The 23,438-nt window shown below is 65.0% G+C and carries 23 protein-coding genes and 1 pseudogene; 11 read left to right on the top strand and 13 right to left on the bottom strand.

Annotated elements, in window-relative coordinates:
- Positions 1-15: 15 nt before the first annotated feature.
- The 5 genes from CA951_RS03235 to CA951_RS03255 form a co-directional block, all read right to left on the bottom strand.
- Entirely contained in the window at positions 16-585 is a 570-nt protein-coding gene (locus CA951_RS03235) for a glutaredoxin domain-containing protein (RefSeq protein ID WP_087555496.1), read from the bottom strand.
- Positions 586-648: 63 nt separating this feature from the next.
- On the bottom strand, positions 649-1,041 hold the full coding sequence (locus tag CA951_RS03240) for a VRR-NUC domain-containing protein (RefSeq protein WP_256973268.1): 393 nt from the start codon (positions 1,039-1,041) through the stop codon (positions 649-651).
- A complete protein-coding gene (locus tag CA951_RS03245; RefSeq protein ID WP_087555497.1) occupies positions 1,038-1,742 on the bottom strand; it encodes a GNAT family N-acetyltransferase in 705 nt (234 codons plus the stop codon). Before CA951_RS03245 ends, CA951_RS03240 begins: the two co-directional genes overlap by 4 nt.
- A 52-nt stretch (positions 1,743-1,794) precedes the next feature.
- On the bottom strand, positions 1,795-5,703 hold the full coding sequence (locus CA951_RS03250; protein WP_087555498.1) for a hypothetical protein: 3,909 nt from the start codon (positions 5,701-5,703) through the stop codon (positions 1,795-1,797).
- Between the two features lie 56 nt (positions 5,704-5,759).
- The gene (locus CA951_RS03255; protein ID WP_256973269.1) at positions 5,760-7,865 is read right to left on the bottom strand and encodes a phage/plasmid primase, P4 family; all 2,106 of its coding nucleotides are present in this window, start codon (positions 7,863-7,865) and stop codon (positions 5,760-5,762) included.
- Between the two features lie 1,159 nt (positions 7,866-9,024).
- Here CA951_RS03255 and CA951_RS03260 point away from each other — a divergent pair.
- From CA951_RS03260 to CA951_RS43290, 7 genes are all read left to right on the top strand, one after another.
- Positions 9,025-9,597 (top strand): recombinase family protein, encoded by a 573-nt coding sequence (locus CA951_RS03260; protein ID WP_087555499.1) that lies wholly within the window; start codon positions 9,025-9,027, stop codon positions 9,595-9,597.
- A complete protein-coding gene (locus CA951_RS03265; protein ID WP_087555500.1) occupies positions 9,594-9,785 on the top strand; it encodes a hypothetical protein in 192 nt (63 codons plus the stop codon). Before CA951_RS03260 ends, CA951_RS03265 begins: the two co-directional genes overlap by 4 nt.
- Positions 9,775-10,260, top strand: coding sequence for a hypothetical protein (locus CA951_RS44000; protein WP_256973271.1), 486 nt, complete (start codon positions 9,775-9,777; stop codon positions 10,258-10,260). The genes CA951_RS03265 and CA951_RS44000 overlap by 11 nt, the downstream gene beginning before the upstream one ends.
- Complete coding sequence (locus tag CA951_RS03275) at positions 10,257-10,538, top strand: hypothetical protein (protein WP_087555501.1); 282 nt, start codon at positions 10,257-10,259, stop codon at positions 10,536-10,538. Before CA951_RS44000 ends, CA951_RS03275 begins: the two co-directional genes overlap by 4 nt.
- 20 nt (positions 10,539-10,558) lie before the next feature.
- Positions 10,559-10,780 (top strand): hypothetical protein, encoded by a 222-nt coding sequence (locus CA951_RS03280; protein ID WP_087555502.1) that lies wholly within the window; start codon positions 10,559-10,561, stop codon positions 10,778-10,780.
- Positions 10,777-11,052: a hypothetical protein gene (locus CA951_RS03285; protein WP_087555503.1), complete on the top strand. Its 276-nt coding sequence runs from the start codon at positions 10,777-10,779 to the stop codon at positions 11,050-11,052. The genes CA951_RS03280 and CA951_RS03285 overlap by 4 nt, the downstream gene beginning before the upstream one ends.
- 85 nt (positions 11,053-11,137) lie before the next feature.
- Entirely contained in the window at positions 11,138-11,314 is a 177-nt protein-coding gene (locus CA951_RS43290; protein ID WP_179220099.1) for a hypothetical protein, read from the top strand.
- A gap of 251 nt (positions 11,315-11,565) precedes the next feature.
- Here CA951_RS43290 and CA951_RS03290 read toward each other — a convergent pair whose 3' ends face one another.
- Positions 11,566-12,078 (bottom strand): hypothetical protein, encoded by a 513-nt coding sequence (locus CA951_RS03290; protein ID WP_087555504.1) that lies wholly within the window; start codon positions 12,076-12,078, stop codon positions 11,566-11,568.
- Between the two features lie 314 nt (positions 12,079-12,392).
- Between CA951_RS03290 and CA951_RS03295 the strand changes: the two genes are divergently transcribed.
- Together CA951_RS03295 and CA951_RS03300 are read left to right on the top strand one after the other, a co-directional pair.
- A complete protein-coding gene (locus CA951_RS03295; protein WP_087555505.1) occupies positions 12,393-12,908 on the top strand; it encodes a hypothetical protein in 516 nt (171 codons plus the stop codon).
- 122 nt (positions 12,909-13,030) lie between these two features.
- Positions 13,031-13,996 carry a hypothetical protein gene (locus CA951_RS03300; RefSeq protein WP_087555506.1) on the top strand — a complete coding sequence of 322 codons (966 nt, stop codon included), beginning with the start codon at positions 13,031-13,033 and terminating at the stop codon, positions 13,994-13,996.
- 112 nt (positions 13,997-14,108) lie between these two features.
- Here the strand turns inward: CA951_RS03300 and CA951_RS03305 are convergent, their stop codons facing one another.
- The 7 genes and pseudogenes from CA951_RS03305 to CA951_RS03340 all read right to left on the bottom strand — a co-directional run.
- On the bottom strand, positions 14,109-14,936 hold the full coding sequence (locus tag CA951_RS03305) for a CPBP family intramembrane glutamic endopeptidase (RefSeq protein ID WP_087555507.1): 828 nt from the start codon (positions 14,934-14,936) through the stop codon (positions 14,109-14,111).
- Positions 14,933-16,978, bottom strand: coding sequence for a DHH family phosphoesterase (locus CA951_RS03310; RefSeq protein WP_087555508.1), 2,046 nt, complete (start codon positions 16,976-16,978; stop codon positions 14,933-14,935). The genes CA951_RS03305 and CA951_RS03310 overlap by 4 nt, the downstream gene beginning before the upstream one ends.
- 313 nt (positions 16,979-17,291) lie before the next feature.
- Positions 17,292-18,596: a WGR domain-containing protein gene (locus CA951_RS03315; RefSeq protein WP_087555509.1), complete on the bottom strand. Its 1,305-nt coding sequence runs from the start codon at positions 18,594-18,596 to the stop codon at positions 17,292-17,294.
- A 98-nt stretch (positions 18,597-18,694) separates the two neighbouring features.
- A complete protein-coding gene (locus CA951_RS03320) occupies positions 18,695-18,994 on the bottom strand; it encodes a hypothetical protein (RefSeq protein ID WP_087555510.1) in 300 nt (99 codons plus the stop codon).
- Positions 18,991-20,043, bottom strand: a complete 1,053-nt coding sequence (locus CA951_RS03325; RefSeq protein WP_087555511.1) for a DUF3560 domain-containing protein — start codon at positions 20,041-20,043, stop codon at positions 18,991-18,993. Before CA951_RS03325 ends, CA951_RS03320 begins: the two co-directional genes overlap by 4 nt.
- Positions 20,044-20,091: 48 nt before the next feature.
- Complete coding sequence (locus CA951_RS03330) at positions 20,092-20,880, bottom strand: DUF6884 domain-containing protein (protein WP_256973274.1); 789 nt, start codon at positions 20,878-20,880, stop codon at positions 20,092-20,094.
- Between the two features lie 777 nt (positions 20,881-21,657).
- Positions 21,658-21,828 (bottom strand): annotated as a pseudogene (locus tag CA951_RS03340) (ATP-binding protein); the annotation flags it as partial.
- Between the two features lie 140 nt (positions 21,829-21,968).
- On the opposite strand from CA951_RS03340, the gene CA951_RS03345 reads away from it, so the two are divergent.
- Positions 21,969-23,030 carry a tyrosine-type recombinase/integrase gene (locus CA951_RS03345; protein ID WP_087555514.1) on the top strand — a complete coding sequence of 354 codons (1,062 nt, stop codon included), beginning with the start codon at positions 21,969-21,971 and terminating at the stop codon, positions 23,028-23,030.
- On the top strand, positions 23,020-23,334 hold the full coding sequence (locus CA951_RS03350) for a helix-turn-helix transcriptional regulator (RefSeq protein ID WP_087555580.1): 315 nt from the start codon (positions 23,020-23,022) through the stop codon (positions 23,332-23,334). The genes CA951_RS03345 and CA951_RS03350 overlap by 11 nt, the downstream gene beginning before the upstream one ends.
- The last annotated feature ends 104 nt before the right edge of the window (positions 23,335-23,438 follow it).

Consider the following 23,438-nt stretch of genomic DNA (forward strand, 5'->3'; position numbering starts at 1 on the left):
ATGTTCAGTGCCGGGTCAGTGGAGCAGGGGAGGGACCTGGGAGCGGGAGTTCGACAGCAGCGTTGGTGACCTGCGGTGCGCCGCCGACGCATCCTCGTGGCCGAGGTGGTTCGCCGCCATCGACGCGAAGGTCTCCGGCCGGATGAATGGGGTGCCTTCCCCCGGTTCGATGCTCGCGGCCAGGCCCTCGATGTAGCGCTCGACCGAGAGCGAGCCGACGGAGCGCGAGAGGATCTCGAGGCGATCGAACATGGAGTTGATGACGATCCGAGCCCGTTCGGAGTCGAATCCACTGAAGTAGGTCGGTTTCTGGAAGGTGTTGTGCACTAGGACGATGGGAGACCGCGTCACGTGCAGTTCTTCGCTGAAGAGCCGGTACGCCTCGTCGTTGTCGCTGATCGGTACGGCGACGACGGGGAGCTTCGCGGCCTTGAACAGGATCTTGAGTCGATCGCAGATCGGGCAGACCGGCCGCGTGTACATCACGATGTGGGGCAGCCGCGGGTGCAGCGGCGCCAGTCCACCGAGATCGAGACCGTCGCCGGCGGAGCTGGGCGCGGAAATATTGTCGATCGAGGTCGTCATGGGTGTGCTCTCTTTCGGGCAGTGGTGGTTTGTCGATGCGGGGTGCGGCTCGGAAGGGCGGGATCAGTTCCCCAGGACCAGCACGGCGGCCTGTTTTCCGGGGAGCGGAGCATCACGCGGATCGCGTAGCGAGATCGGTCGCGGAGTGCGCAGGAAGTAGTCGTCGAGCAACTGATCGATGGCCGCGGTGGAGTCGGCCACCACGACGTGCGCCCCGTGGGCGCGCATCTGGGCGAACATGGCCCGTTGATCGGGGCGAGGGATGCCGCCGGGGCGCTTGAGCTCGATGAACAGGAGAACCGGATCGGACCGGTCATCGTGGCCGATGACGAGCCGATCGGGGACGGCACGCCGACCCGGGGAGGTCATCTTCAGGCAGAGTAGGTGATGCTGTGTGCAGGCGGATACGAGATGGTCCTCGATGACGCGTTCGATGGGGACACCTGTACGGGTCACGGTGAATTCCCTTTCTTGTCAATATCGCTGGCGCGATGCGGTCGAGGGAGACGGTCGCTGAGTGTGTGCTCGACGAACGAGGAGCTGCCGGCCGGAAGGTCAGCGCGAGTGATCTCGAACAGCTCCGCAGCGGGGTCGGGCGGGAAGTGCGATTCCCAGGTGGACCGAAGCTGTTGCTGCGGACCCACTCGGCGGAACCCCATCGAGAGCAGTCCGCGTCGGGAGGGTTCGTTGTCGTTATCGACGAACGCCTCGACGACCGCGATGTCCGCGGGTCCGAAGGCGTGATCGAGCGCGAGAGCCAAGGCCGCCGCGCCGACCCCGCCGCCGGCGAACCGGCGACCGACCCAGGCCCCGACGCGCGCGGCGTGATGCGGGGCCCGGGTCAGGCCGGTCAGTTCCATCTGGCCGGCGAACTGGCCGTCGAGGTCGATGACCCAGGAGAACCCGAGGTCGCGCTCGATGCGGTGCATGGCGGTGCGATGCACCTGCATCCAGTTCGCAGGCCGGTTCTGTTGCGCCCAGCGTTCGAGGCTGTCGACCGGGACCAAGCCCTCGTTGCGTGCGGCCAGACGATTGGCGTCGTCCAACCGCAGCCTCGACCACGCGCGCCCGTCCAGGGGAGAGGGCTCGCGCAGGCGAACGTGGCCGGACACGGTGAGTACAGGCCCGACCTCGGGGACACGAACTCGGTTCGTCATCGGATTCCTTTCGTGTGGGCGATCGAGTAGTCGAGATGCCGGTAAGGCGTGATCACCGCGCGGCGTTGCGCCAATTCTCTTCGTAGGAGTTCGCGGCCATCTGGATGTACGCCTCGGTGTCGATGGCGTCGAGCAGGCCCTCGAGCAGAGTCGTGTCCGGGTGATCGGCGATGGTCCGGTTGAACACCAGCATCGGTGTCGACGGATCGACTCCGCTGTGGCGGGCCAGGATCAGATCACGGGTCCGTCCTCGGTAGGCCGAATCCTCTCCAGCGAGTTCGAGCAAGTGCTCCGCGATCGGATCGACGCCGTTTGGGTTGGTCGGCCGCAGGCCCTTGCCTTCTCTGGATGCCCACACGCTCGCGGCCACCACCCGAGCCTTCGCTGCGGCGATCACCAAGGGATCCCCGAACAGGTCCCGGTCGACCTTGTCCGGGCGGACGAGGAAGACTCGGGTGAAGTGACCCAGCAGCTGCACCGGAGCAGCCTTCGGGTGCCGATTCAGGGTGCCGCCCTCACCCAGCAGCGCAGCGTCGTCGGTGACGTTGCGCGGATCGCCCGGGAAGGTGAGCTGCGCGGTGTCGATGGCCTCGATGACGGCCCCGGACACCGGGTCGATCCGGTAGGACGCCGCATAGAGGTAGCTGCCCGCGGAGGGTGAGGACGCCAGGAGGTTCTGGTAGAGCTTGAGCAGATCGCGAACCCCGAGCTGGCGATGCAGATCGGCCAGTACCTCGCGCATGGCGGCGACGTCCATGGGCTCGGAGATCGACACCGGCGTCGCCAATGCGTACGGGACCGGCTCTTGGGCAGGGACGTACCCTCCGGCGACGAGCTTGAAGTACTCGAGCAGCAGCCGATCGACCATCGCCGGGTGAGCCAACGCCTTGCGCGGACTCGGCCCGGCCCAGCACGCGAGCGTCCCGCCACCGGCGGAGGCGACAATGCGGTACCAGGGCTTGCCGGCGATCTCCTCGGGCCGGTACTGCTGCTCTCCCCGGCTGTCGTCGGTGAGGATCTCGAAGGACTCCTCGGCGGTCAGGAACTCCACCCGGTTGTTCGAGTCCTTCGACACCAGGGTCAGCTCTTCCGGTTCGATCTCGACACCGATGGCGCCGGTGTGCTGATCGAGCACCCTCTGGTTGGTCTCGGCGTCGAGCGTCGAGTACAGACCATCGGTGTTCGTCGACACGATCCGGCCGCCGGCGAAGGTCTGCGCCTGCCCGATCCGCCAACTGAAGAGCTGCCCGACGATCCGCATGGTGATGATCATGTTGTTCATCAGAATCGGAGTCTCGTGCCGGGCATCAGCGGCGCCGGATGCCGCGTTGAGGATCAGCTTGGTGCCTTCCCGCAGGACGCTGAACTTCTCACGCTCGGCCGCACTGAGGGATCGATCCTTGCGGAGCTTGCCGTACCGCTCCTTGTCCCCGAAGATCTGGCTGTACTTGTCCGGGGCCCGCTGCCCCGGCTCGGCCAGGTCAGGGTTGGTGAAGGCCGCGAGATTGACCAGCATCAGCGGGTAGTAGCTGGTGAAGTCCTCGTGGATGACATCGGCCACCGAGGTGAAGCGGTACTTCGGGTCGAGCTTGTTGTCCTCGTGGACAGACCCAGCGGGATACAGCGGTACCTCTTTGATCTCGCGCGCGGTGAACAGCTCGACACCCCGGTCGTTCTTCGGGCGATCGCGCAGGATCGGGTTGTTCGCCTTTGATCCGGACTTGATCATGTCAGCGTGTTCGACGGTGACGAGCTCGCCGGTCGAGGCGTCCAGCACGTCGATGCGGATCTTCTTCCGGATCCACCAGGCAGCCGTGGCCAGTTCCTCCCCCGCGTACGGCCGCCCCTCGGCGTCGGTCACGGTGGGCATCGCCGCAGCGTTCTCGGCGACCCACTCGATCCCCTCCCGGACGATCTTGTCGGTTTTGGCGTCGAGAGGGGTGAGCACACCGGCGCCGTCCTCGATGACCTGCACGGCCTGCCGGAACTGATCGACCGCGGTGGCGATGGCGGCGTGGAAGAGCGCCCATCGTCCCCGCGAAGCGCCCTGCTCGACAGCGAACGCATCCAGGTCGGCCTCGGCTCCATGAATGCCACCGGTGGAGAAGGTGGCGAAGCAGCTCGTCGGCTCACCCTGACTGTCGAAGTACGGAATATTGCACGGCAGCTTGGCGATCGAGGCGAGCTCGTAGGACGAGTTCGTCGCGTGATTGCGATCGGTGTGCCATTCGATGACGGTCTCCCCGAACGATGCAGGACGATCGGCGGGCCAGTAGGGCTGTGCGGCATCGGCCCTGGCCAAGATGATGATCTTGAGCCGGTCGATGTCCGCGATCAGCTCCTTGTGCCGAATCAGTGTCAACGACGTGTCGGCGTTGACCCACTCGATGAGCGCCGCACTGAGCGTGGCGAAATCCCCGAGAGTGAACCGACGTGGATGCTCGTCGGTCTCCGAGGGTGCACCGCCGAACAGCCCGAGAAATCGCTTCGCCAGCTGCGCGGCCCGCCGAGCACCGGGGCCGGCGGGGGGATCGGTCTCCGCCGAGGTCTCACGCGCGACCGCAGCGCGCAGCTGCGCCGAGATCCGGCCGCTGATGACCACCGGAGCGAAGTCTTTGTGCTGGACGTGATCGAAATTGAGCCCTTCGATGCGCCGGTAGTACCGGTAGACCTTCTCGAACGCCTCGTGCGCTGCGAGCCCGGTCGCGGTGTCGGTCGGCACGGTCTCGAAGAAGAAGTCCCGGGTCGCGGTGAGGACGTTGGTGGCAGACCCGATGGTCGAACCGTTGTGCCCCAGCGGGTCCGGGTACCGGAACGAGACGACCGGCAGGTCCGCGATGTGTCCGGGGATGGCCCGCAGATCACGGTAGGGCGCGAGGATGCGCCCGGCGAACTGCGCGGACGAGGTGTCCGTCGTCAAACGCGGCCGCGGCCACCTGAGCACCTTCTCGGTATCGAGGACCGGGGTCCGGAAGTCACCGTCGTGGTCGAACACCGTCTCGGGGAAGGTCCGCAGCAGACCCGACCGCAGGTCGAAGCTGCCCGAGTAGGTGTTGTCGCTGAACAGCAGCGCGGTACCGACGGTGTCGGAGATGTTGTAGGCCACCAGATCGAAGAAGTCCTCGAGGGAGTCGAGCCGGGCATTGGGCCCGGAGAGCCGCTCGGATTCGAGGATCTGGTGCCCGAGCATCCCGAGCAGCCGCTTGAGCGCGACCTTCTGCTGCAGCTCGTTGAGCCGTGCGATATCGAGGTGCCGCCCCGACGACAACCAGCTGCTACGGATCAGCCCTGCCCGGCGGTTGCCGATGTGGGACAGGTACCGGGACATCGACGGGCGATCCTGGCTCTTGGACAGCGCGAACATCTCGTTGCTGTGCTCGCGCATCTGTGCAGCGGTGACCGGCCGCGGCCGGTACTGCTCGTCGAAGCGAAGCGAGAAGTACAGCGCGAGCATCGTGGTGTCGTATTGGTTGGAGTTGTACCCGGTGACGAAGGCGTGCTCGGGCAGTCGATGGTCGTAGTCGGGGTCGGTGTCGCACACGATCGCCGTCCCGCTGATCGGGCAGCGCCGCCATGTGTGCACATCACCCTTGTCGACGACTCCGCCCAACAGTTTGGCCAGTGACCTGGCGTTGCGGTCGTCGGCGAGATCGAGGAACAGAATGTTGCGCCCCGGCACGGCCTGCGGGTTCTCGTGTTGACGCGCGAGCAACGCCGGGTTGGCCCGGTACAGCGTGGTCATCAGGGCACCGCCGGGGTCGACGATCGCCGCGGTGAGCGCCTCGGACGTGAGGCCGATGCCGGGGTCCTCGTCGATCAAGTAGTAGACGACGGCGGCGGCCTCGGAGGTGCGATACAGCGCGACCGTGAAGGCGTTGTGCAGCGACTCGATGTCGTAGAACAGAAACGCCGAGTCCGCGGCGGTGGCCGGGGCCTTGCTGGTGTATGGGGTCGGGGTCATGGTCGACGTCTCCTTGGGGGTGATCGGCCAGAGGGCCTGGGTGCGGCGGATGTGGGTCAGGTGGTGGCCGGCGGGGTCTCCGGTCGGCCGGGGGAGGTGTGGTCGACCGGACTGACACCGGGATCCACGGCGAACGGGTCGACGACATCCGGGTACGCCCCGGGCTCTCGCGCGACTTCGTTCGCGGCGGAGGTGGTCTCTGCCGCGAACGAGGCGTTCGCACCGGGCTCGTGAGTGCCGCCCGGCTCGCAATGCACCTCCGGGGCCGCTTCCGCGGCCCTGTGCGGCAGGTCGGACTCCAAGGCGATGCCGGTAGGTGCCGTGAGCGCCTGATCGGATTCCTGCTCGAGGTCCTGCTGCGCTTCGGCGGCCGTGGTGGTCTCCTCGTCGGGTTCGCGGCGGATCAGGCCTCGGTAGCTGTTCTTCTGCCGCTCCGCCGGCAGCGTCGAATACTGCTTCGGGCTGTTCTTCGGTGCGGCGACATTGGCCCACTCGACCAGGGTGTATTCGTAGATCAGTTCCTCGGGAACGGTCATCCGGTCGCCCGGCCGGTACTGGGTCCGGTGGTCCTCGCATAGCCACATCGAATACGGATCCGAACGCACAAGCGCCACGAGAGAGTCGATGAACCTGTTGCGACCCAACGGCTTCGAGTTGGGCATGTTGCGAGCCATCCACGACTTGTAGAGGTCGTAGGCGAAGGGGAAGGGGATCAGGTCCCAGGAGAACTCACCCTTGACCTCACTCCAGAACGCGCGGATCGGGTCGTTGCTCTCCTTGAAGTCCTCGAGCGCCCGCTTCACGGCCTCGGGCTCGCTGAGCGTGTAGTAGTTCATGGTCAGCGCCCGCTTGAGCACGTATTCGAGCACTTCGGGACGAGTGAGGTAGTCGTCCTTGATGTACCGGCGCTCGGCTCCGGTGAAGCACTTGGTGAACGGCACGAACAGCTGGCGGCGGTAGATCGACTCCGACTTGTCCTTGATCGTCGGCTTGTCGTTGAGGCACTGGACCATGAAGCCGAAGTGCTGGTGGGCGATGGGCGACTTGTACTTGCGGTTGATCGTGATCACGTCGTTGGTCACGATGGCCTTGAAGTTGGCGGCCTTCTCGATGAAGGTGCCGACGTCGTTCTCGTCGACCAGGATGGCGCTGGCTCGGGTGAGGGGTTCGAGGAGGAAGTCCTTGCCGAAGTCCGCGAGTGGGATGCTCGCGTAGCTCTGTACACCGATCATGTTGCGCATGAGCGAGAGCAGCGTGCCCTTGCCGTTGTTGCCCTGCTCGGAGTAGAAGAACGCACTCTTGTTCCAGCTCACGTACGGGCGCACTGTGGCGCCGATGATCTCCCAGAGCAGTTCGACGACCTCTGGGTCGTCGGACAGGCTCGCCATCCACGATTCGACGTCCCAGTCGGTGCCGTCGTCTTCGTTGTGGATGACGACGTTGTGGGCGTCGGGATTCCACGCGACATCCAGCTTGGCCAGGAAGATGAACTCGGGGGAGAACTCGATGAATCGGGGGTTGCCGGCGTTGTAGTCGATGATGCCGTTGTTCACCGCGATCAGATCCCGGTTGTCGCCCCGGGTGCGCTTGGGTGCGGAATCGCTCAGCGCCGCAATAATTTCGGTGAAGTCCCTGGTCGTCAGGTTCGGGCAGTACCGCCGGGCGATGGATCGGATGTGCCCCTGCGACGAGCGGTAGGTCCCGTACGTGGGGCTGTTCGGGTTGTCGTCGTACGCGGCCAGGACGTTGAGGTCGGGGTCCGAGTTCCTGCTCGAGGGCGAGATCGAGACGATCGAGTAGAGGGCCAGGATCAGCCGCGCGATCTCGGCGAATCCTAGCTGGGTCAAGGGGATTCGCTTGGTTCCGTGGATCTCCAGGCTCTTGACGCGCTCGTTCTGAACGAGGATTTGCTTGTTGATCTCGTTGAGCAGCCCGTCGTGCACCGTCGCTGGGGCGAGCCTCTTGAGAGTGGGGAGGCGATCGGGTGTGAGGTAGGAGTCCGCGCACCGCTTGCTGATGACTGCCACGGATTCAGCGAAGGGCTTGCCATCGCTGGCGTGCTTGAAATTCGGGCTGGGGGCGTATCGGGCAGCAATCTCGGGGGTGAAGTCGATGTCGTCGTCTATGAGATACGTGATGCCGAGGTCAGTGCCGGAACTCATATTCATCCTTTGTTCATCTAGCGGCGCCCAGTGGCCCGAAGAAGTGCCGGCGGCGACCTGAGCAGCCATCGGGCACATGCGGGAGCAGGGGCAATCAGCACCGTTGGTCGGGTGTGGCTCGAGCGTCTCCGGGAGAGGGTGCCGCTTGTACCGAAGGTGTGGGTGCCTTGGTTGTGGGTCAAGGCTTGATCGTGACGATACGCGACAGTTGCAACAGCAGCCAAGAAACTTGTGCACAAAGTCGCTGAGAAAATTCATCTGATAGTTGCGAGTTACTATAACTGCAGTTCAATGCGGCCAGGTGGGTCGATATCTAGTTTCTATAATGATTATGTATGCGGCGTCTACACGTAAATGTTTGAGTAAGTTTCGCGGTGACGTCACTTGCCACAGCGGAGCGCCAGTTTCCGTCAGGCCGCAAGCCTGCCGAGGCCAGCTGCACTGGTCGATCGCCCGGAATTGCAATGCAGTGACCCGAACTCGTGAAGATCGACAGGGATGGCCGCAGAGGGGCGGAACGGGTTGGTGGCGAGGCGTACCACTTTCGCGGACGATGTCCCACTTTTGTTGGATCAGAATGGTTACAGCCCCGCTGGCGCCTATCGTCGCAGGCCAAAGCCGTAATCGGTTGCATTTACCCTGTCGACTTCTACGGATAGTTGAAATAGAAAAGGGTACAAGTGATAGCTTCCTGAACTGGCCTTACGCTAAGCATGTACCACCGATCGGCCGATGTAACACTTTTTCCGAGGAAAGTTCTCAGCGCCGCTTCGAGCCTGTGTCGACGGGCATAGATCAGTTTGTGGCGAGCCATAGAGTTTTCTCGGATCGCGAAAAGTTGAAGAACGGTACAGATCCGGGCGACAGCGCAGAAGTCGCAGGTCAGCGACCTGTGCCGCTGTACCGTTTCGGTATCCGAGACGTACCGTTTTCTCGCGGCTCTGCATCGCCGCAGGTCAGAAGAACACAGGCGCGACAGAAGTGGTACACGAAAGCGGTACAGGTGTCGCCACGAGGAGCGGCCGGCGACGCAACCCTCGCTCCGATCGCGGAGCGCGGGTTAAGACGATTCACCGGAAAGCACTTAGATTCACCCGGGCAGTCGCAAGCATTCGTCTCAGGTATTGCGGAGTGTGCCGACTTATGAGACGGTAGCGGCATGAGCGATATCATCGGCTATGCCCGAGTATCGACTACTCGCCAGAACCTCGACCGCCAGCTCGACGCGCTCGCCGGCATGGGCGTCACCCGTGTATTCACCGACAAGGTCACAGGCCGCCCCATGGCCCGCCCAGGCTGGGAGGACTGCCGTTCGCACCTACGCCGCGGTGACACACTGGCCGTCGAGAACCTCGACCGCCTCGGTCGATCCACCCTCGAGGTGATCGGTACCGTCAAGGAGCTCGCCGACGACGGCATCATCGTGCACGCGAAACAGCAGGGCCGCCTCGATCCGTCCACCGCCACCGGCCGCCTCATGATCTCGATGTTCTCGATGTTCGCCGAGTTCGAGGTCGGCCTCAAGGCCGAGCGTGCCGCCGCCGCTCGTGAGGCCGCTGCAGCCCGGGGCAAGTACACCGGCCGCCCCAAGAAGCTCGGCGCCGATGCCGCCGACCTCGCCCGTGACTACAAAGCGAAGGGGCTCACCGCCGCCGAGATCGGCAAGAAACTCAAGGTTTCCCGGGCCACCGTCTACCGCTACCTCGCCGACGATGCGCAGGTGACGGCGTGAACGCCTACCAGGCGGCCTACGAGCTCGGCGTCGCGCAGTCCCGCAACCTCGGCGCACGTAACCCCTGGTTGCCCGCCGAGCCGAACACCAAGCGCATGATCCTGGCCCAGTGCTGGAACAAGGGCCGCGTCCACGACATGCCCGAATCCTTCCAATTCGACGATGAGGTAACCGCGCATGACCACTGAACGAATCGCCCTGCGCGCCCTGCACGACGCCGCCGGTCTCGACACCCGGGAACGTTGGCGCAGCGACGAGGCCGCTCTCGCGGGTGAGCTGATGCGCCGTAAGGGTGCGACCCTGGAAAGTCTGCGCGAGCAGGGACTCTCGCTCGCCAATACGGACATCAACACCGACGAGGTGATCCGCACCGAGCCCACGCCCTTCGCCCTCGCTGCGCTGCGCCTCGTCGACGAGCACCAGGACTACGCCGACCTCCCCGCGTACAAACAAGCCCGCCTCGCCGCCGTGTATCTGCCACCGGCCGACCTCGCGGTCCAGGTGGCAGATCTGCGCGAGCAGCTCAGCGCCCTTGCCCGCGAGGTGAACGCGGTAACCGAGGCCGCCGACGAGCAGGACCGCCCCGACATCGTCGATGCCCTGGCTGACGTGCGTGTGCATCTCAATGACGCCGCCGCCGAGCTCGGGGAGGTGATCGCATGACCGATCTGAACGCACCTGCCGACCTGAACGTCGAGGTCGGGAATGTCCGCGACGACCTGCGCCTACTGGTGCGCCGCGTGCGGGAGCTGACCGAGAAGTACGGCGACCTCGATCCCGAGGAGGTCGACGTCGACGAGCTCGGCCCGGCGATGAACGGCGCCGTCGCGGTCGCCGAGACCATCGACCGCCTCGCCGACACGCAGCGAGCACTGAACGACGTCTACGACGTCCTCGACGGGGCGTTCCAGCTCGGCTCACGACTCCGTAGCCGCTCATGAGCACCGAAAGGAGGCCCGGCATGGTCAATCCCGACACCGCGGCGGTGATCCTCGCCGACATCGACGAGACCACCCGCCAGCGCGACAACCTCGTCATCCTCGCCCGAGATGCGAGCGGGGAAGGTAAGCACGACATCGCAGCGAACCACCTGCGCGCCGCCGCCCGCCGGTCCGAACTGCTCGTTGATATGCACAAGCGCCATGTCGAGCTCGGCGTCGAGCTCCCCGGGGGCCGATCATGAGCGACTGGACGGTCTACGGCGAACATACCCGCGACCGGTGGCTCAACCACCGCGACCCGCTCGATTGGGTGGCCGACCCCGAGACAACCGCGACGCTCACCGCCCCGGGGTTCGGGTTTCCGCTGGTCCCGTGCGGGCCGTGGCAGGCTGGCATCGTCGACGAGCTCACCTTGTACCTCGCCGCCCTCGCGGTAATCCCCGGTGCCCGGTACGCCGGCGACGTCCCCGAGCTGCCCGCCCGATTGCGGGCCATCCCCGGCGTCGTCCACTAGGCCGACACCAGACCTGCGCACGAGCGCAGGCGGGCGGCCGGTGCTTGCGACCGCCCCGACCACCGACTGAGAGGCGTAACCACCGATGGCCACCCCCATCATCTCCCCGTTGCACGTGTCCGAGCTGTCGACTCTGCAGTCCGGTGTGCTCGACGTCGTCGCCTGCAACCTTGGCCGGGTTCTCGTCAACCCCGACGGATACGTCAACGACGGCCGGGTCGCCGACGACCTGCGGTTTCTCGGCATCGTCGCCGCCCTGTAGCCGCTCGAGGGGCGGCCGGGCCCGCCTTGTTCGAGGCTGTCGGTTGCGTGTCCCAAAACGACAAACGCCGCATTCCTTGTGCGCATCAAGGTTCGCGGCGGTGATGGGAAAATGTTCGAAAGTCGCTCACTGCGAGCATGATCGGCTCTTCATCGGCCGTGTTATTCTCCTACCGTGGGTCAAAGGTTAATGCCCCGCTGGACTGTTTCATCCTTCAGTTCCAGCGGGGCATTTTCTGTGACCGGGTGTTGTCAGTAGGTCGGTTCGTAGGACCGACCCTCGCTGCGAGGATTGTGAATCGGCCGGGCCTCCCGCAGGGCCTCCAGCGCCGACAGCTGCTGTGACCGCGGCGTTCGGTAATCCGGCCCCTGTTCGGCCACTCCGTCGTAAGGCTGTACGTAGTTCGGCGAGATCCCGATACGGTCCGCGGTGGCCGCGTAGCTCGGAAACGGCTTGTGGTCCGGTTCCTCGATGACGTACTGGACGTAGTAGCGCCACCCAATGAATTCCTTCGTCACCTCGTCGACAACGGGGTATTCGTCGATCTGGTCGTAGATGACAGTTCCGTTGTGATCGATGATGGCCTGAAGAGCGGCTTCGGCGATGACGTCACGCACAGTCGGCGATTCGAAGTACTTGGTGCAGATGTGCCAGTAACCACCCTGCAGGGTGAGCTGACTCATTGTCGGGTGATCGCCCGTCCACAACTTGGTGGGCGGAACGAGGAGATTGTTCTCGTCGTAGAACGCCGTTGCGACCTTCATGATTGCGTTCCTTCTTGTCTCGGTGAATTGCTTCGTGGGCACGACGGCGCCCGGTCGAGACCAGGGTGCGACAACCTCCCGATCTACCCCCAGGTACAGGCTCCGCCGGTACCCGGGAAGGCGTCGTCCCCGGGACCGAATGGACCCAGGGGACACGTCAGGCGCACTTGCCTTTGGCGAGTGCGCCCGTAGTATATCTACCGAGAATAGTTATTCAACGATTGGCCATCATTCTTGCAGCTCACAGCCTTGGACGACCGATGGCCAATAAACCAAGACCGCGCGTGGGCGAGGGTCAGATTGGGGGAGAAACGATGACCGCGACCACAGGAAGCGTCGGGACACCGGCAAGCGCCGCAGTCGAACGGTGGAGCGCAACGCAGAGCCAGGGGGCCCTACCCGAGGAGCTGGACCCCGCCACCGCGCACCTGGTCGACGTGCGCGGGGACAGCTCACAGTGGGCGGTGCAGTGCTTCTGGCTCAGCGCCGACGACCGTGAGGGAAAGCTGGGAGTCGGAACGGCGATGCGGCCCTGCGCCGTGGTGACACCGTGCGAACTGTGCGCAGCGGGCCTGTCCAAGCTTCCGGCCGAGGGCCGGGAGTACATGGCCCACGATCGCCGGCATGCAGTGGCCGGTGATCCGGCAGTGGGCTACCTGCTGCACCCCGACCTGTGCGGCATGTCGCTGGTCCTCGGCGACGAGGACCTCGGGTCGAGCTGGTTGGGAGAACTGCAGCGCACATACGGAGAGGGCCTGTACCTGGTCCATCCCGCCGCGGCCCCCGACGGAACGCTGATCGGAGTCAACCCGGTGCGAGTGGTCGACTGACGCGAACCGGGTCAGTAGACCGGACAGCCCCGCGCACCGAGATGGTGCGCGGGGCTGCAGTCTTGTTGGTTTCGCCCCGCTCCGCAACCGGTACACCTTGGCCTGCTTGACTCATCACTGTGATGGAAACGCGGAAGCCTGAGAGTTCAACGGACCTCGAGGCTGCGATCAAGGTTGTCAGTCAGGCTGAACCCGAACCGATTCGAGAACACTGGGCCGAAATCGGCGGCGTACGCTATCCCCCGAAGCAGGCATACCAGCTGATAAGCAACCTCCCGCGGTCGAGCTTCACCTCACACACCGCTCTGGCGCGTCTCCGCGGAATCGGCTTCACCACCAGTGTCTACCAGACCAGGATCGGCGAGAAGCAGACCGAAACAGACGCTAATCCCGGGGCTCCGAGGGGGGACTACACGCACCTGTCGGCGTCGTTCTCGACTCTGTTGGAGTTTCTCACCACCAATGAACTCACCGAGCACCTGTCCGCCGCGGAGTCGGCGTTCGCCGGCTCGGGAACGACGGGATGCGCTGATACCGTCGAGCGCTTTCACTTCAGCGAGGATCTCCTCGACGCAGCCCTGGCCGTTCGTCAGCACGTCGGGCGGCTCAACGACGTCATTCATGCCACCGTCATTGCGCGTTGCCTGCCACTGATCCTCGAACCTGGTGAAACCGTCACGGTCAGGCCATCACTCGGTGCCGGCAACGACCCCAGCAGGCCGTTTGATGTCGAGACCGATCGTCGCATCGCCGAGTTCAAGGTTTCGCAGTGGAAGGGTGCTGACACCATGCGCAAGCGAGGTGTGTTTGCTGATCTGGTTCACCTGGCGTTGGACCCGACGGAACGGCGTGCGCAGATGTTCGTCGTCGGGTCGCTTCCGAAGAAGTTCTTGGTGGCCTCGCAAGCAACCGCCGAGTGGGCCTTGGGTCGCTCCTCTCCCCACACTCGGCGCCGATTCGAAGAGAAGTTCGGACCCGCAGCACAATTCACCATCGCCGAGTTCACCAGCGGACCGGCAGCACATATCGAGATCATCGACATCGCGACCTTAGTGCCATCTCTGGGCTTGGCCGACGAGTTGCTGTAGGCGTTCGGGGTCTTCGCCTGCTTGCGCTGGGTGTCGATTTGCGCGTGGTTCTCTGCGAGCATCCGCTCGCGCCACGTCGGGCCGTCGAACAATCCCATGCGCGTTCCCACCCCTACTCTCCCCGTTGAGCATCGGATCCGGCTGGCCGGTCCGGCGACCGCAGACGCCTGGACAACGTGGGGGCGCGCAAGGCGAGCACGACAGCGGCGATCACCACCGCTCCCCCCAGCAGGATCAGAACAGGGAATGCGGCGGGGCTGTGGGCCAGATGGGACACGACGGCCGCAGGGATGAGCCATGAGGCGGTGTTCATGGCGATGTGAACCAGGATCGGCATCATCATCGTCCCGGACACTTCACGCAGCACCCCGGCCAGCAGACCGATGGCTCCGGCCAGGATCATGTCTCGAGGCCGTGGGTGGACGGCCGCGAAGATCACGGTCGTCAGGGTCAGCGAGATGACTACGGGGAAGATCCCGTTCAGCGCACCCTGAAGGAGACCTCGATAGAGGATCTCCTCGGTCACCGGGGCGATGACCAGGATGAACAGCAGTGTGAGCAGGTAGGGGTCGGTTGACTCGGGCTGAGTGGCGTTGCGTTCGTCGCTCACCAGGAGCCGGGCAACGATGGCGCCGGCCCACCACAGGAATGCGCCGCCGAGTACCGCAGCGGATACGAGCATCGCGTCAGGCGCACCCACCGACACGGGCATCCGGGTCGGATAGAGACCGAGAACAGGCGCGTAGCGCCCGATGAGAAGGGTGAGAACGATCATGCAGACGGAGGTGGCGGTCACCGGCCCCATGCCGACGCTGCGAAGCAGGGCGGGCAGGACCAGCGACAGTCCGACAACGACAACCCCGCCGACCACCACGCACCACGGCGACAACCCCCGGACGAATGCGCTGGTCCGGGTGTTGTTCTCACGCTGGGTACTCATCCGTCGACCCGAGCCTGCTCTTCCTCGTGGATGACCAGGGACGAGACGATCGCCTGCGGACGCACGTTGCCCATGAACTGGTTGGTCGACAGATCGATCGTTGCGGTGACCAGCGATGCCTCGGTCAGGGCCTGGTGATGGTCGGTGCTGTTCCACCACAGCAGGTCGAGTCCGTGCGCGGTCGTGATCTTCAGGTGCTTGTAATCGGCGGGATCCGGCCACGTTCCCTTTTCGAGCTCACCGGCGTCCTCCTTTCGGCTCAACGGGTGCACCACAGCGTGCGTCGGCTGGAACGTGACCCGGATATCTGGGAACGGGAAGCCCTGCCCGAAGGGCCCGAGCTCGCTCAAGGACTGCGCAAGGCCCACCAGCTGTGGCGCCAGGGGCAGCGGAATGTCGGGTTGCAGATGCACCAGCGTGGCGGCTGCTGACGGGCCTAGTCCGGCGAGCGACTCGATGTCCATCATGTGCAGGTCAGCGCGCAAGTCCTCGGGGTCGGGCTCAGGCAACGAGCGAACGTACTCGTCGATGGCCGAGACGATCCTCGCCACGGCATCGAGATCGCTGGCACCGACACCGCAGGCCTGATGGTGGCCAGCCGCCCGGAGCCGGGGATCGTTCATCTCGGCGACGAATCCGAGCATGTCGAACCACGCCGGGGTGCGCGCGGATCCGGCGAGGGTGTGCGGGCTGACAACCATCGTCGGCACCCCCGTTTCGGTGAGGAGGTTGGACGCGAGCAAACCGAGGACACCCGGCTTGGCCTCGGAGAACCACAGGTAGGGGGCATAGGGCTGCTCCGCCGCCCGGAGCTCTTCCATCGCCGCCTTGGTGATCTCCTTGCGCGTCTCGTTGTTGGTCACCAACGTGTCCGCGGCCACGCGACGAGCCTGCGCGATATGCGCAGCCGTGGCGAACACGTCGGGCATGTAGTCACGCCGGGAGGCGTGAACGGCCTCCGGAACGAACACCATGAACGAGTCCGCCATATCGGCCTCGACCCTGCGGGTCGCATTGAACATCGGCGTCAGCGTGAATCCGAGAAACGAGACGTCGAGATCGTCGACGGAGCGAACCTTACCGCCGGCCACCAGCCGGGACAGCAGAATCGAGAGCCCACGCAGAGCCTCCCGGTATCGGCGATCGTGCGACTGCCCGTTGACGATCCTCATAAGGGTCGAGGTGTCGGGGTCGATGCGATCCGGGTCTTCGACGTTCCACTGCCCGATCTGATACCGCTTGATCGGGTCCTCTTCCCGCAGGGTGTCCTGCTTGGTGTACAGCGGCACCTCGGGGAGCGCCAGCACCAGCAAGCCAATCGCCCGGCGCACCAACGTGCGAGTCTGCCCACGCAGCGGCATCACATCGGCGAGACCCCCGATACCACCGAAGACCGAGAGCATCGCGATCGCACCGGACTTGTCCGGGCAGTTGGTCCGGGCGTAGGCGCTGAGGACGTGCAGCGCGACCTGAGATCCGCAGATGTCCGGCTCCGGGTAGGTGGAGCCGGTGCGGTTCGGGTTGACCACCGCGTCGGCTCGGCACACCTCCACGTCCTGGATGTGATGGTCGGCCACGATGACCTGCATACCGAGCTGGTGGGCGCGGTCGATCCCGTCGTTGGAGTTGATCCCCACGTCACAGGTGATGATCAGCGAGGTCGTCGGGTACTGAGTGAGGGCCTGGTCGATCTTGTCCGCAGTCACGTCTCGGGGGCCTACGTAATGCGGGACGACCAACTCGACGTTCGCACCCATCTCGGCCAGGCCGGCGTAGGTGAGGATGCCGGCAGCGACTCCGTCCATGTCGTAGTCGGTGAGCACGGTGATGGTGCGGCCCCCGGAGATCGCGGTGTGAAGGAGTTCGACGGCGCAGGTGAGATCGGGGAGGGCTTCGTCAGTGGAGGCCTCGAGCTGATCGATGGTGGTTGTGTCCCACCCCCTGCGCTCGCGAATGATGTCGAAGGGTCGCCGGGTGGACAAGTCCAGCGCGACAGAGATGACACTGTCCAGTACGTGTGATTGTTCAGCCGGAGTGGACATGGCTCGTTGGTCCGTTCTCTCGATCCGGCGGGCATTGTCGCACGGAAGTCGGTTGTATATAACTTATATTATCATTTATTGATGAGATACTCTTTTAGCCTTCTTAACTGGGAATATCTCACAATCTCCGATATTCATCGGATAGTCTTCGAAGAAGTTGAGACCCCGGAAGGCGATTCACCTTCCGGGGCCGTGGACGCTGTCAGACGATCCTGTTGGTCGGTGCGGCTGTCGTCTCGTCCACCGTCGGGGGATGACCGGAACCCCGAGATGACCCCTCGCACCTCGAGGTCCCGGTCAAGATCAGGTCCGGTCAGACGATCCGCTTCGTGCCGGCATCGGCGAACTGATCGAGCAGACACTGCGTCGGGGTCTTGTCCGTGCGACGGCGAACCAGACGAGGCTGGACCAGGCGCGGATGATTCGGATCGGTGACGTAGAGAAAGGTCACCACCCAGACACCGCCCACGGACACAGGTCCCTTGCCGATGGTCGAGACAGAGCCGACCTCGACGAGGTTCCCGTATTCGTTGTGCACCGAGAGGGTCGCGGACTCCTTGGTGGCATGCAGGCCGGTGACCACGACGTCGACGTCCTTGATCAACTTGTGCTTGAGCAGGTCCATCGACCGGCGACCCTGCTCGTAGACCCCGGCACGGCGGCGCGCGATGACGCCTTCGCGCTGATCCATGACCGCGTCGGTGAGCATCCGCGCCTTGGACCCCGGACCGAAGGCCACGGGTGCGACCACGACCGGAGCCGATGTGTCCTGCTCTGCCGTCGGAACACCCAGTGACTCAGCGATGACGCACAGGGCCATGTAGCGCGTGGTGAAGGAGTCGCCGTCGGTGACCCAGGCCAACGCTTCGGAGGAGGCGGACACCAGGTCGAACAACACCAGCGTGCGGCCGACGACCTCACCGTCGAACACCCACCTGCCGACGTGCAGCGCAGTGAAGGGGAGCAGCTGGGCGCGACCGACGTTGCGGGTCTTGACTTCACCTTGCCGGTTGAGGACGCGGATACGGCCGGCGTCGACCTCCACAAGCACCCGATCTCCGTCGTACTTGAACTGGGTGACCCAGTCCTCGGACTCCAGGACACCGCTGACATCGTCAGCCGGCAAAACGGCGGCAAGCATGGGTCGCGGGGGCAGCGACGATGTAGTGAAGAAGTTGATCGTCGGCACCACGCCCGCGGCGAGCAAGGCCGAGTTCAGGGGTCTGGTGCAGTCGGGCAACACCTCGGGCCCCAGGTCCACCGTCGCAGCAGGCTCGTGCATCACGGCGGACGCGGCAGCGCCGCTGGACGCGGGAAGCCTGTCGGCCAGCTCGTCGAGCACATCGAGACTGCCTAAGTCGACGACCCGGTCGAGAATCAGCGACCCGGCCTGAGAGGGGGCGTATCCCTTCTTCACCTTCGAGGTGAACTTGGCAGCGGCGGCCTCGACCGCAGCCATTTCCGACGCGGTCTCGACCAGCTTGGTGAACGTGCCGATGGTGCCGTTGCGGCCGTACTGGGTGACCCAGGACGATCCGATGACGAAGGTTCGATAGAACTTGTCGTTGCCCGCGCGCGGGTCGACGTATTGCGCTTCAGCGATGTGAATTTCGGTCATTCCCTGATTTCCGTTTGAGACGAATCTCGGCCTTCGGTGTGGGCTGATGCCGAGATTCGAGGTGGAGGATGCGGTCGAGGTAGGGCGGAGTCGGGGGATCAGCCGAAATTGAAGGCCGCGCCGACGAGCTCGGGCCGGGAGACGCAGCCGAGAACCGTCACCTCGTGGATGCTGTCGACGTCCGCGTAACGCTCGCCCTGTCCGGTGAACGGGAACAGGGAGTTGGTGGCCCAGTCGTCGAGGTCGGCGCCGACGAGGGGAGGGGTGACGGTGACCGTCTCTGTGCGAGTGAAGTCGTCGCCGTTGGCGTAGCTGTCCTGGATTTCGATGGTGATCAGCATGAGGTGCGCTCTTTTCGGTTCGTGGGTGTCGGGTTCGCCGATGTAGATCTCGGTCACCGCGCAACCCCGGCGGGGTGATCGGTAGTGGTTTCGCCGACGGGCGCGGTGACCCGCTGGCCGTCGGCGATGCGAATCGGGCGGGCCTCGGCGTCTCGCAGGTTGCGGATCTCGGAGTAGGCGATCCGGTCGTTCCAGCCGCCTCCGACGATCGAGCGGATGGTGACGGTCTTCGCGTTGACCTTCACGACCTCGTTCCACTGGCCGACGTAGAACACGTGGTCGCCCTTGGCGATGACGTCGCGGCTGTAGAGGGTGACTGTGCCGTCGGCGATCTGCTGGGCGCGTACGCCCTGCCAGTAGGCCAGCTTCTCGGAGGTGTGCTCGATCTCGTCCAAGGCCCGCTCGCGGTCCGCGCCACTGGCCGGGGCGTGGTCCTCGGTGTACTTCTCGCCGGTCTGCTTGTTGGTGTGCAGGGTCCGGGAGTAGCCGTCGCGGTTGCGCTCGAGGCCGCGCAGCTCGGCGGCGAGCTTGTCGATGCGGCGAGCGACGGTCTGCGGGGCGTAGCGGTGGTCGGTCGTCCTCGCGGCGGCGTCCGCGCGGCCGCGCGCGGTGGCGGCGTCGCGCTCGGCGTGCACGGCCTTGCCGAGCGTGTTCCACGCCTTGTCGATCGCAGCGCGATGCCGCCTCTCGCTGTGATGGCCGATCTTGATCGGCTCCCCACCTTCAGGCAGCGCGGCGTATGCGGCACGCTCGGCGTCCCATGCGTCATCGGCGTCGCTGGCCTTGCGGTCGGCCTTCGCATTGAGCGCATCGACCCGATCCTCCTGGCGCGTGATTTTGTCGGCCTCGACGTCGGCGACCTGACGGTAGGTGTCGTCGATCTCGATCTCGACGGTGAAACCGGCGGCGCGCAGCGCGGCGGCGGTGGCGTTGATGTGGGCGAGCTTCGCGCGGCGGTCCCGCGACTGCGGGACGTACCAGGACTGCAGGTTCCGGGACCAGCGCCAGCGCTGGTCCTTCAGGATCTCTCCGGAGCCATCGCCGCGGCTCGTGCCGTCGATCAGACTGCCGGCGGCGTGGGTATGCGTGATTGTCAATGCGGACACAGGTGTGGTCCTTTCGGATGGGCGCGTGACCCCAAGGCGCGTGGGTGGTCAGTTCAGGTGGCCGGCGGCAGCGATGGCGGCCAGGCGCTGCTGCTGCTCGCCGATGCCGGCGGAGCCGGTGAGCGGGGTGAGAGCGTGCGGCCAGATCTGCCGCGCGAGATCGACGTAGTCGCGACCGCCGAAAAGGACGACGTCGCGGCGATCGAGCAAACCTTGTCCAGCTGCCTGCACCCGGAGTTGACCCGCTGTGACCGACCCAGGCTGGCCCAGCCGCAGGTTGTACGGCTCGATGACGGTGTGCAAGGGCAGCAGCCCGTGACGGGCCGACAAAATGCGAACGGACTCGGGGCCGGTGAGCGCGTTGGCGGCGTTCAGACCGAGCCGGAAGTACGTGCTCCGGTAGAGCCGCGCCGCAGGAGCTGGCGTTCTCTCCTTGGCAGCCCCACACGGCACGACGACCAGCGGGTTGCAGGCGCCAGCCGTAGCAGCATCGTGGGCGAGGTGGTCGGCAACGGTCCAGTTCAGCCATTCCCAGCCGGGCTCAGCCGACAGCGGGTGGATTCCGCGTGCGGTGATCGCGAACGTTCCGAAGGAACTCGTCCACGGCATGACCTGTTCGTTCGGCAGTGTCATCTCGACTCCGTCGTCGGGGCGCCACAGCCGGGTGTTCAGGGGACCGATCGCGCGGGGGACGCCGATGTACCGGCCGCCGATCTTCGGGCCGATACCGGGCAGCGACTGAACAAGCCCGATCTTCATGATCAACTCCCGGCCGGGCGCCGGGGGAGTCAACGTCGCGTCGTCGTAGCGGTAAGTGGGGGTGTAGATCGGCGGCATGGCCGTTCCTTTCGACGGGCAGAGCATCGGCGAGTGAGCCGAGATCAGCACTCCACCCGGGCCGCGTACCAGCGGCCGATCGAGAGGTTCAGAGTTTCCAGAGGAAATTCGTATTCGCGGCTGGCGTAGGCCCGAATAGGGGGTTACCGATGCACTGGGAATTGGAATTCCGAGCGCCTGCGCCGCCTCCCATATTCCGTACGAAGAAAAATTGGAGTCACGCGGTAAACAATGGCGACAGGAAAAGAAAAAGCATTCAATAATCCGACGCCTACCGAGGTCGGAAATTGCGTCGAAGTAACGCGCAGGGTGTCTCCAGGGCACCGGGATGCGACGGACGGGTTCAGGCCGGCATCCGAAGATCGCGGACTGCCGCGTCGAGCCCCCTTGCAGGCTCGGATCACTCGTCCGACTCGGCGGTGGCGACGTCCTCGCTCACACCAGGCCAGCAGAGGTGACCGGATGTCTGGTTGGAGGTGCCGGTGTGCACCCAACGGAAGTCCCGCTCCCTGTACACGATCTGAAATCCACAGTTGACGCAATTCTTCACACTCGGCTCCCGGGGTCGAAGGGGGTGGCTCAACGCGGTGGCGTGCTCGCCCCGCGGCACCCTCCGGGTGCTCACTCCGTGAGTGTCCACTGCACCCACAACCGACCCCGATTCCAGGGACGCCCACAGCCCACGCCGCCCAGCCGAAACGCTGCCGGCGAACACCTGTCGCTTGCCAGGGTGATGGGACCACCTCGTTGCCACGAGCATGGGACCACCCGAAGGTGTCATCGAGCATCGACCTCGCCTTCTGAGCTGTCAACCGCGTCATGTCCCGGACGGGTGCGTTGCCGGTAGGACGGGCCCTCGATGACGAGGGTGTGTGCCGAGGAGGTGAGCCGGTCGATCGCCGACTGGGCGAGTAGGGCATCGGTGGTCATCGACAGCCATTCAACCGGAAGTGGCATAGGTTCATTCTCTCGGAAATTGCCTGCGAGCTGGCCATTCACGCCGGTTTGGGGAGTCGACGGTTTTCGAGGTGGAATTCCGTTCGTGTCGGTGCCACCTTGACGAGCAAGGTGGCCTTAACCTGTGTGGTATGAGTCACACATTTCGTGTGGTGCAGGGCAGGACGGTCGAGGTCGCCCACGCGTCGACCGATCCGCTGACCTTTCAACTCGAATGCGTCGAGGCGTTCGTGACCTCGCGGGTGGTCCGAGGCTTCAGTGCGGTGACCATCGACAACGAGACGGGTGAGCTCGAGCGGATGCTGGCGGCGTTGGGCAAACCGGTGTGGGAGGCCACCGCCGACGATGTCGATCGGGTGGTCGGAGCGATGGCCGCGGACGGCTTGCTGGCGTCGACTCGACGCAGATATGTGCAGGCGCTGAGCAGTTTTCACCGGTTCCTGATCACTCGGCGTGCCGGGGAGATCGAGGCGTTGTTCGGGGTGCGGTTGACGAACCCGATCGACGAGTTCAATGCGAGCCGTCATGTCGGTGACGATTCACCGAGGCTGCTTCCGCCTCCGAGCGTGAGTCGGGTGGCCGTCTTCTTCGACTTCCTCAAGGAACGGATCGGCTCGGCTCGCAAGTACGCGCCAGCGGCCCGGGATTATGCGCTGTTCCGGACCTTGTATCACGCCGGGTTGCGCTCCGATGAGGCGTCCAAACTCGAGATCGCGGACGTCTACTTCGGGCGCGGCCCGTTCGGGAAGTTGCATGTGCGGTTCGGCAAGGGTGCCCGCACCTCTGGGCCGCGGCCGCGGTGGGTTCCTATGCTTGACCACCTGGATCTGGTGGTGCGGTGGTATCTCGAGGATGTCCGACCGAAGTTGCCGGAATCGGCGGTGTTGTTCTGCGATCAGAGTGGTGGTGCAATGGCCCGGGGCACGATCCGCAACCGTCTGCGGTATCTGCAGGATCTCGAGCACTGCTCGCCGGCGGACCGGTTCAGCCCGCACGCGTTGCGCCGGGCATGTGCCACCCACAACTATGAACGAGGCGTGGATCTCGTTGCGATACAACAGATGTTAGGGCACTGGACGGTGGGATCGACGATGCGGTACGTCCGTCCGTCGGAGACGTTCATCGAGGACGCCTACCGCAGTGCGGTGTCCGACACTGTCGCGTTCCTGCAGGGAGATGATGATGCACATTAGATGGAAACTGCGGATGGCCGCGGCGCAACGGGAAGTATGGACCGGCACCGAGCTGCGCCGGCTGCTCGCCGAACGCGGCGGACTCGAGCTGTCGTCGGCGTCGGTGTCGGCGTTGTTCACCAAGGAACCGTCGCAGATCAAGCTCAGCACGCTGCTGGCGTTGTGCACTGCGCTCGAGTGCACACCGAACGACCTGTTCGACCTCGACACCACGCCCGATCGGGTCCCCGCCGAGCCCTCGGCGCCGACGGCATCGGAGCCCGCGGCGCGGCGAGTCGGCGGCCGGTCGATGCCGCCGGTGTGACGACGAAGGTCGGGGACTGCACCCGCTGCGGTCGGCCGCGGGGCCGACTGGGTCGCGATTTGTGCTGCCGGTGCTGGCGCAACACGGTCGGCGCCGCGGCGAAG

Origin of the sequence: Rhodococcus sp. NCIMB 12038 (genome assembly GCF_002165735.1) — a bacterium.
Taxonomy (GTDB): domain Bacteria; phylum Actinomycetota; class Actinomycetes; order Mycobacteriales; family Mycobacteriaceae; genus Rhodococcus_F.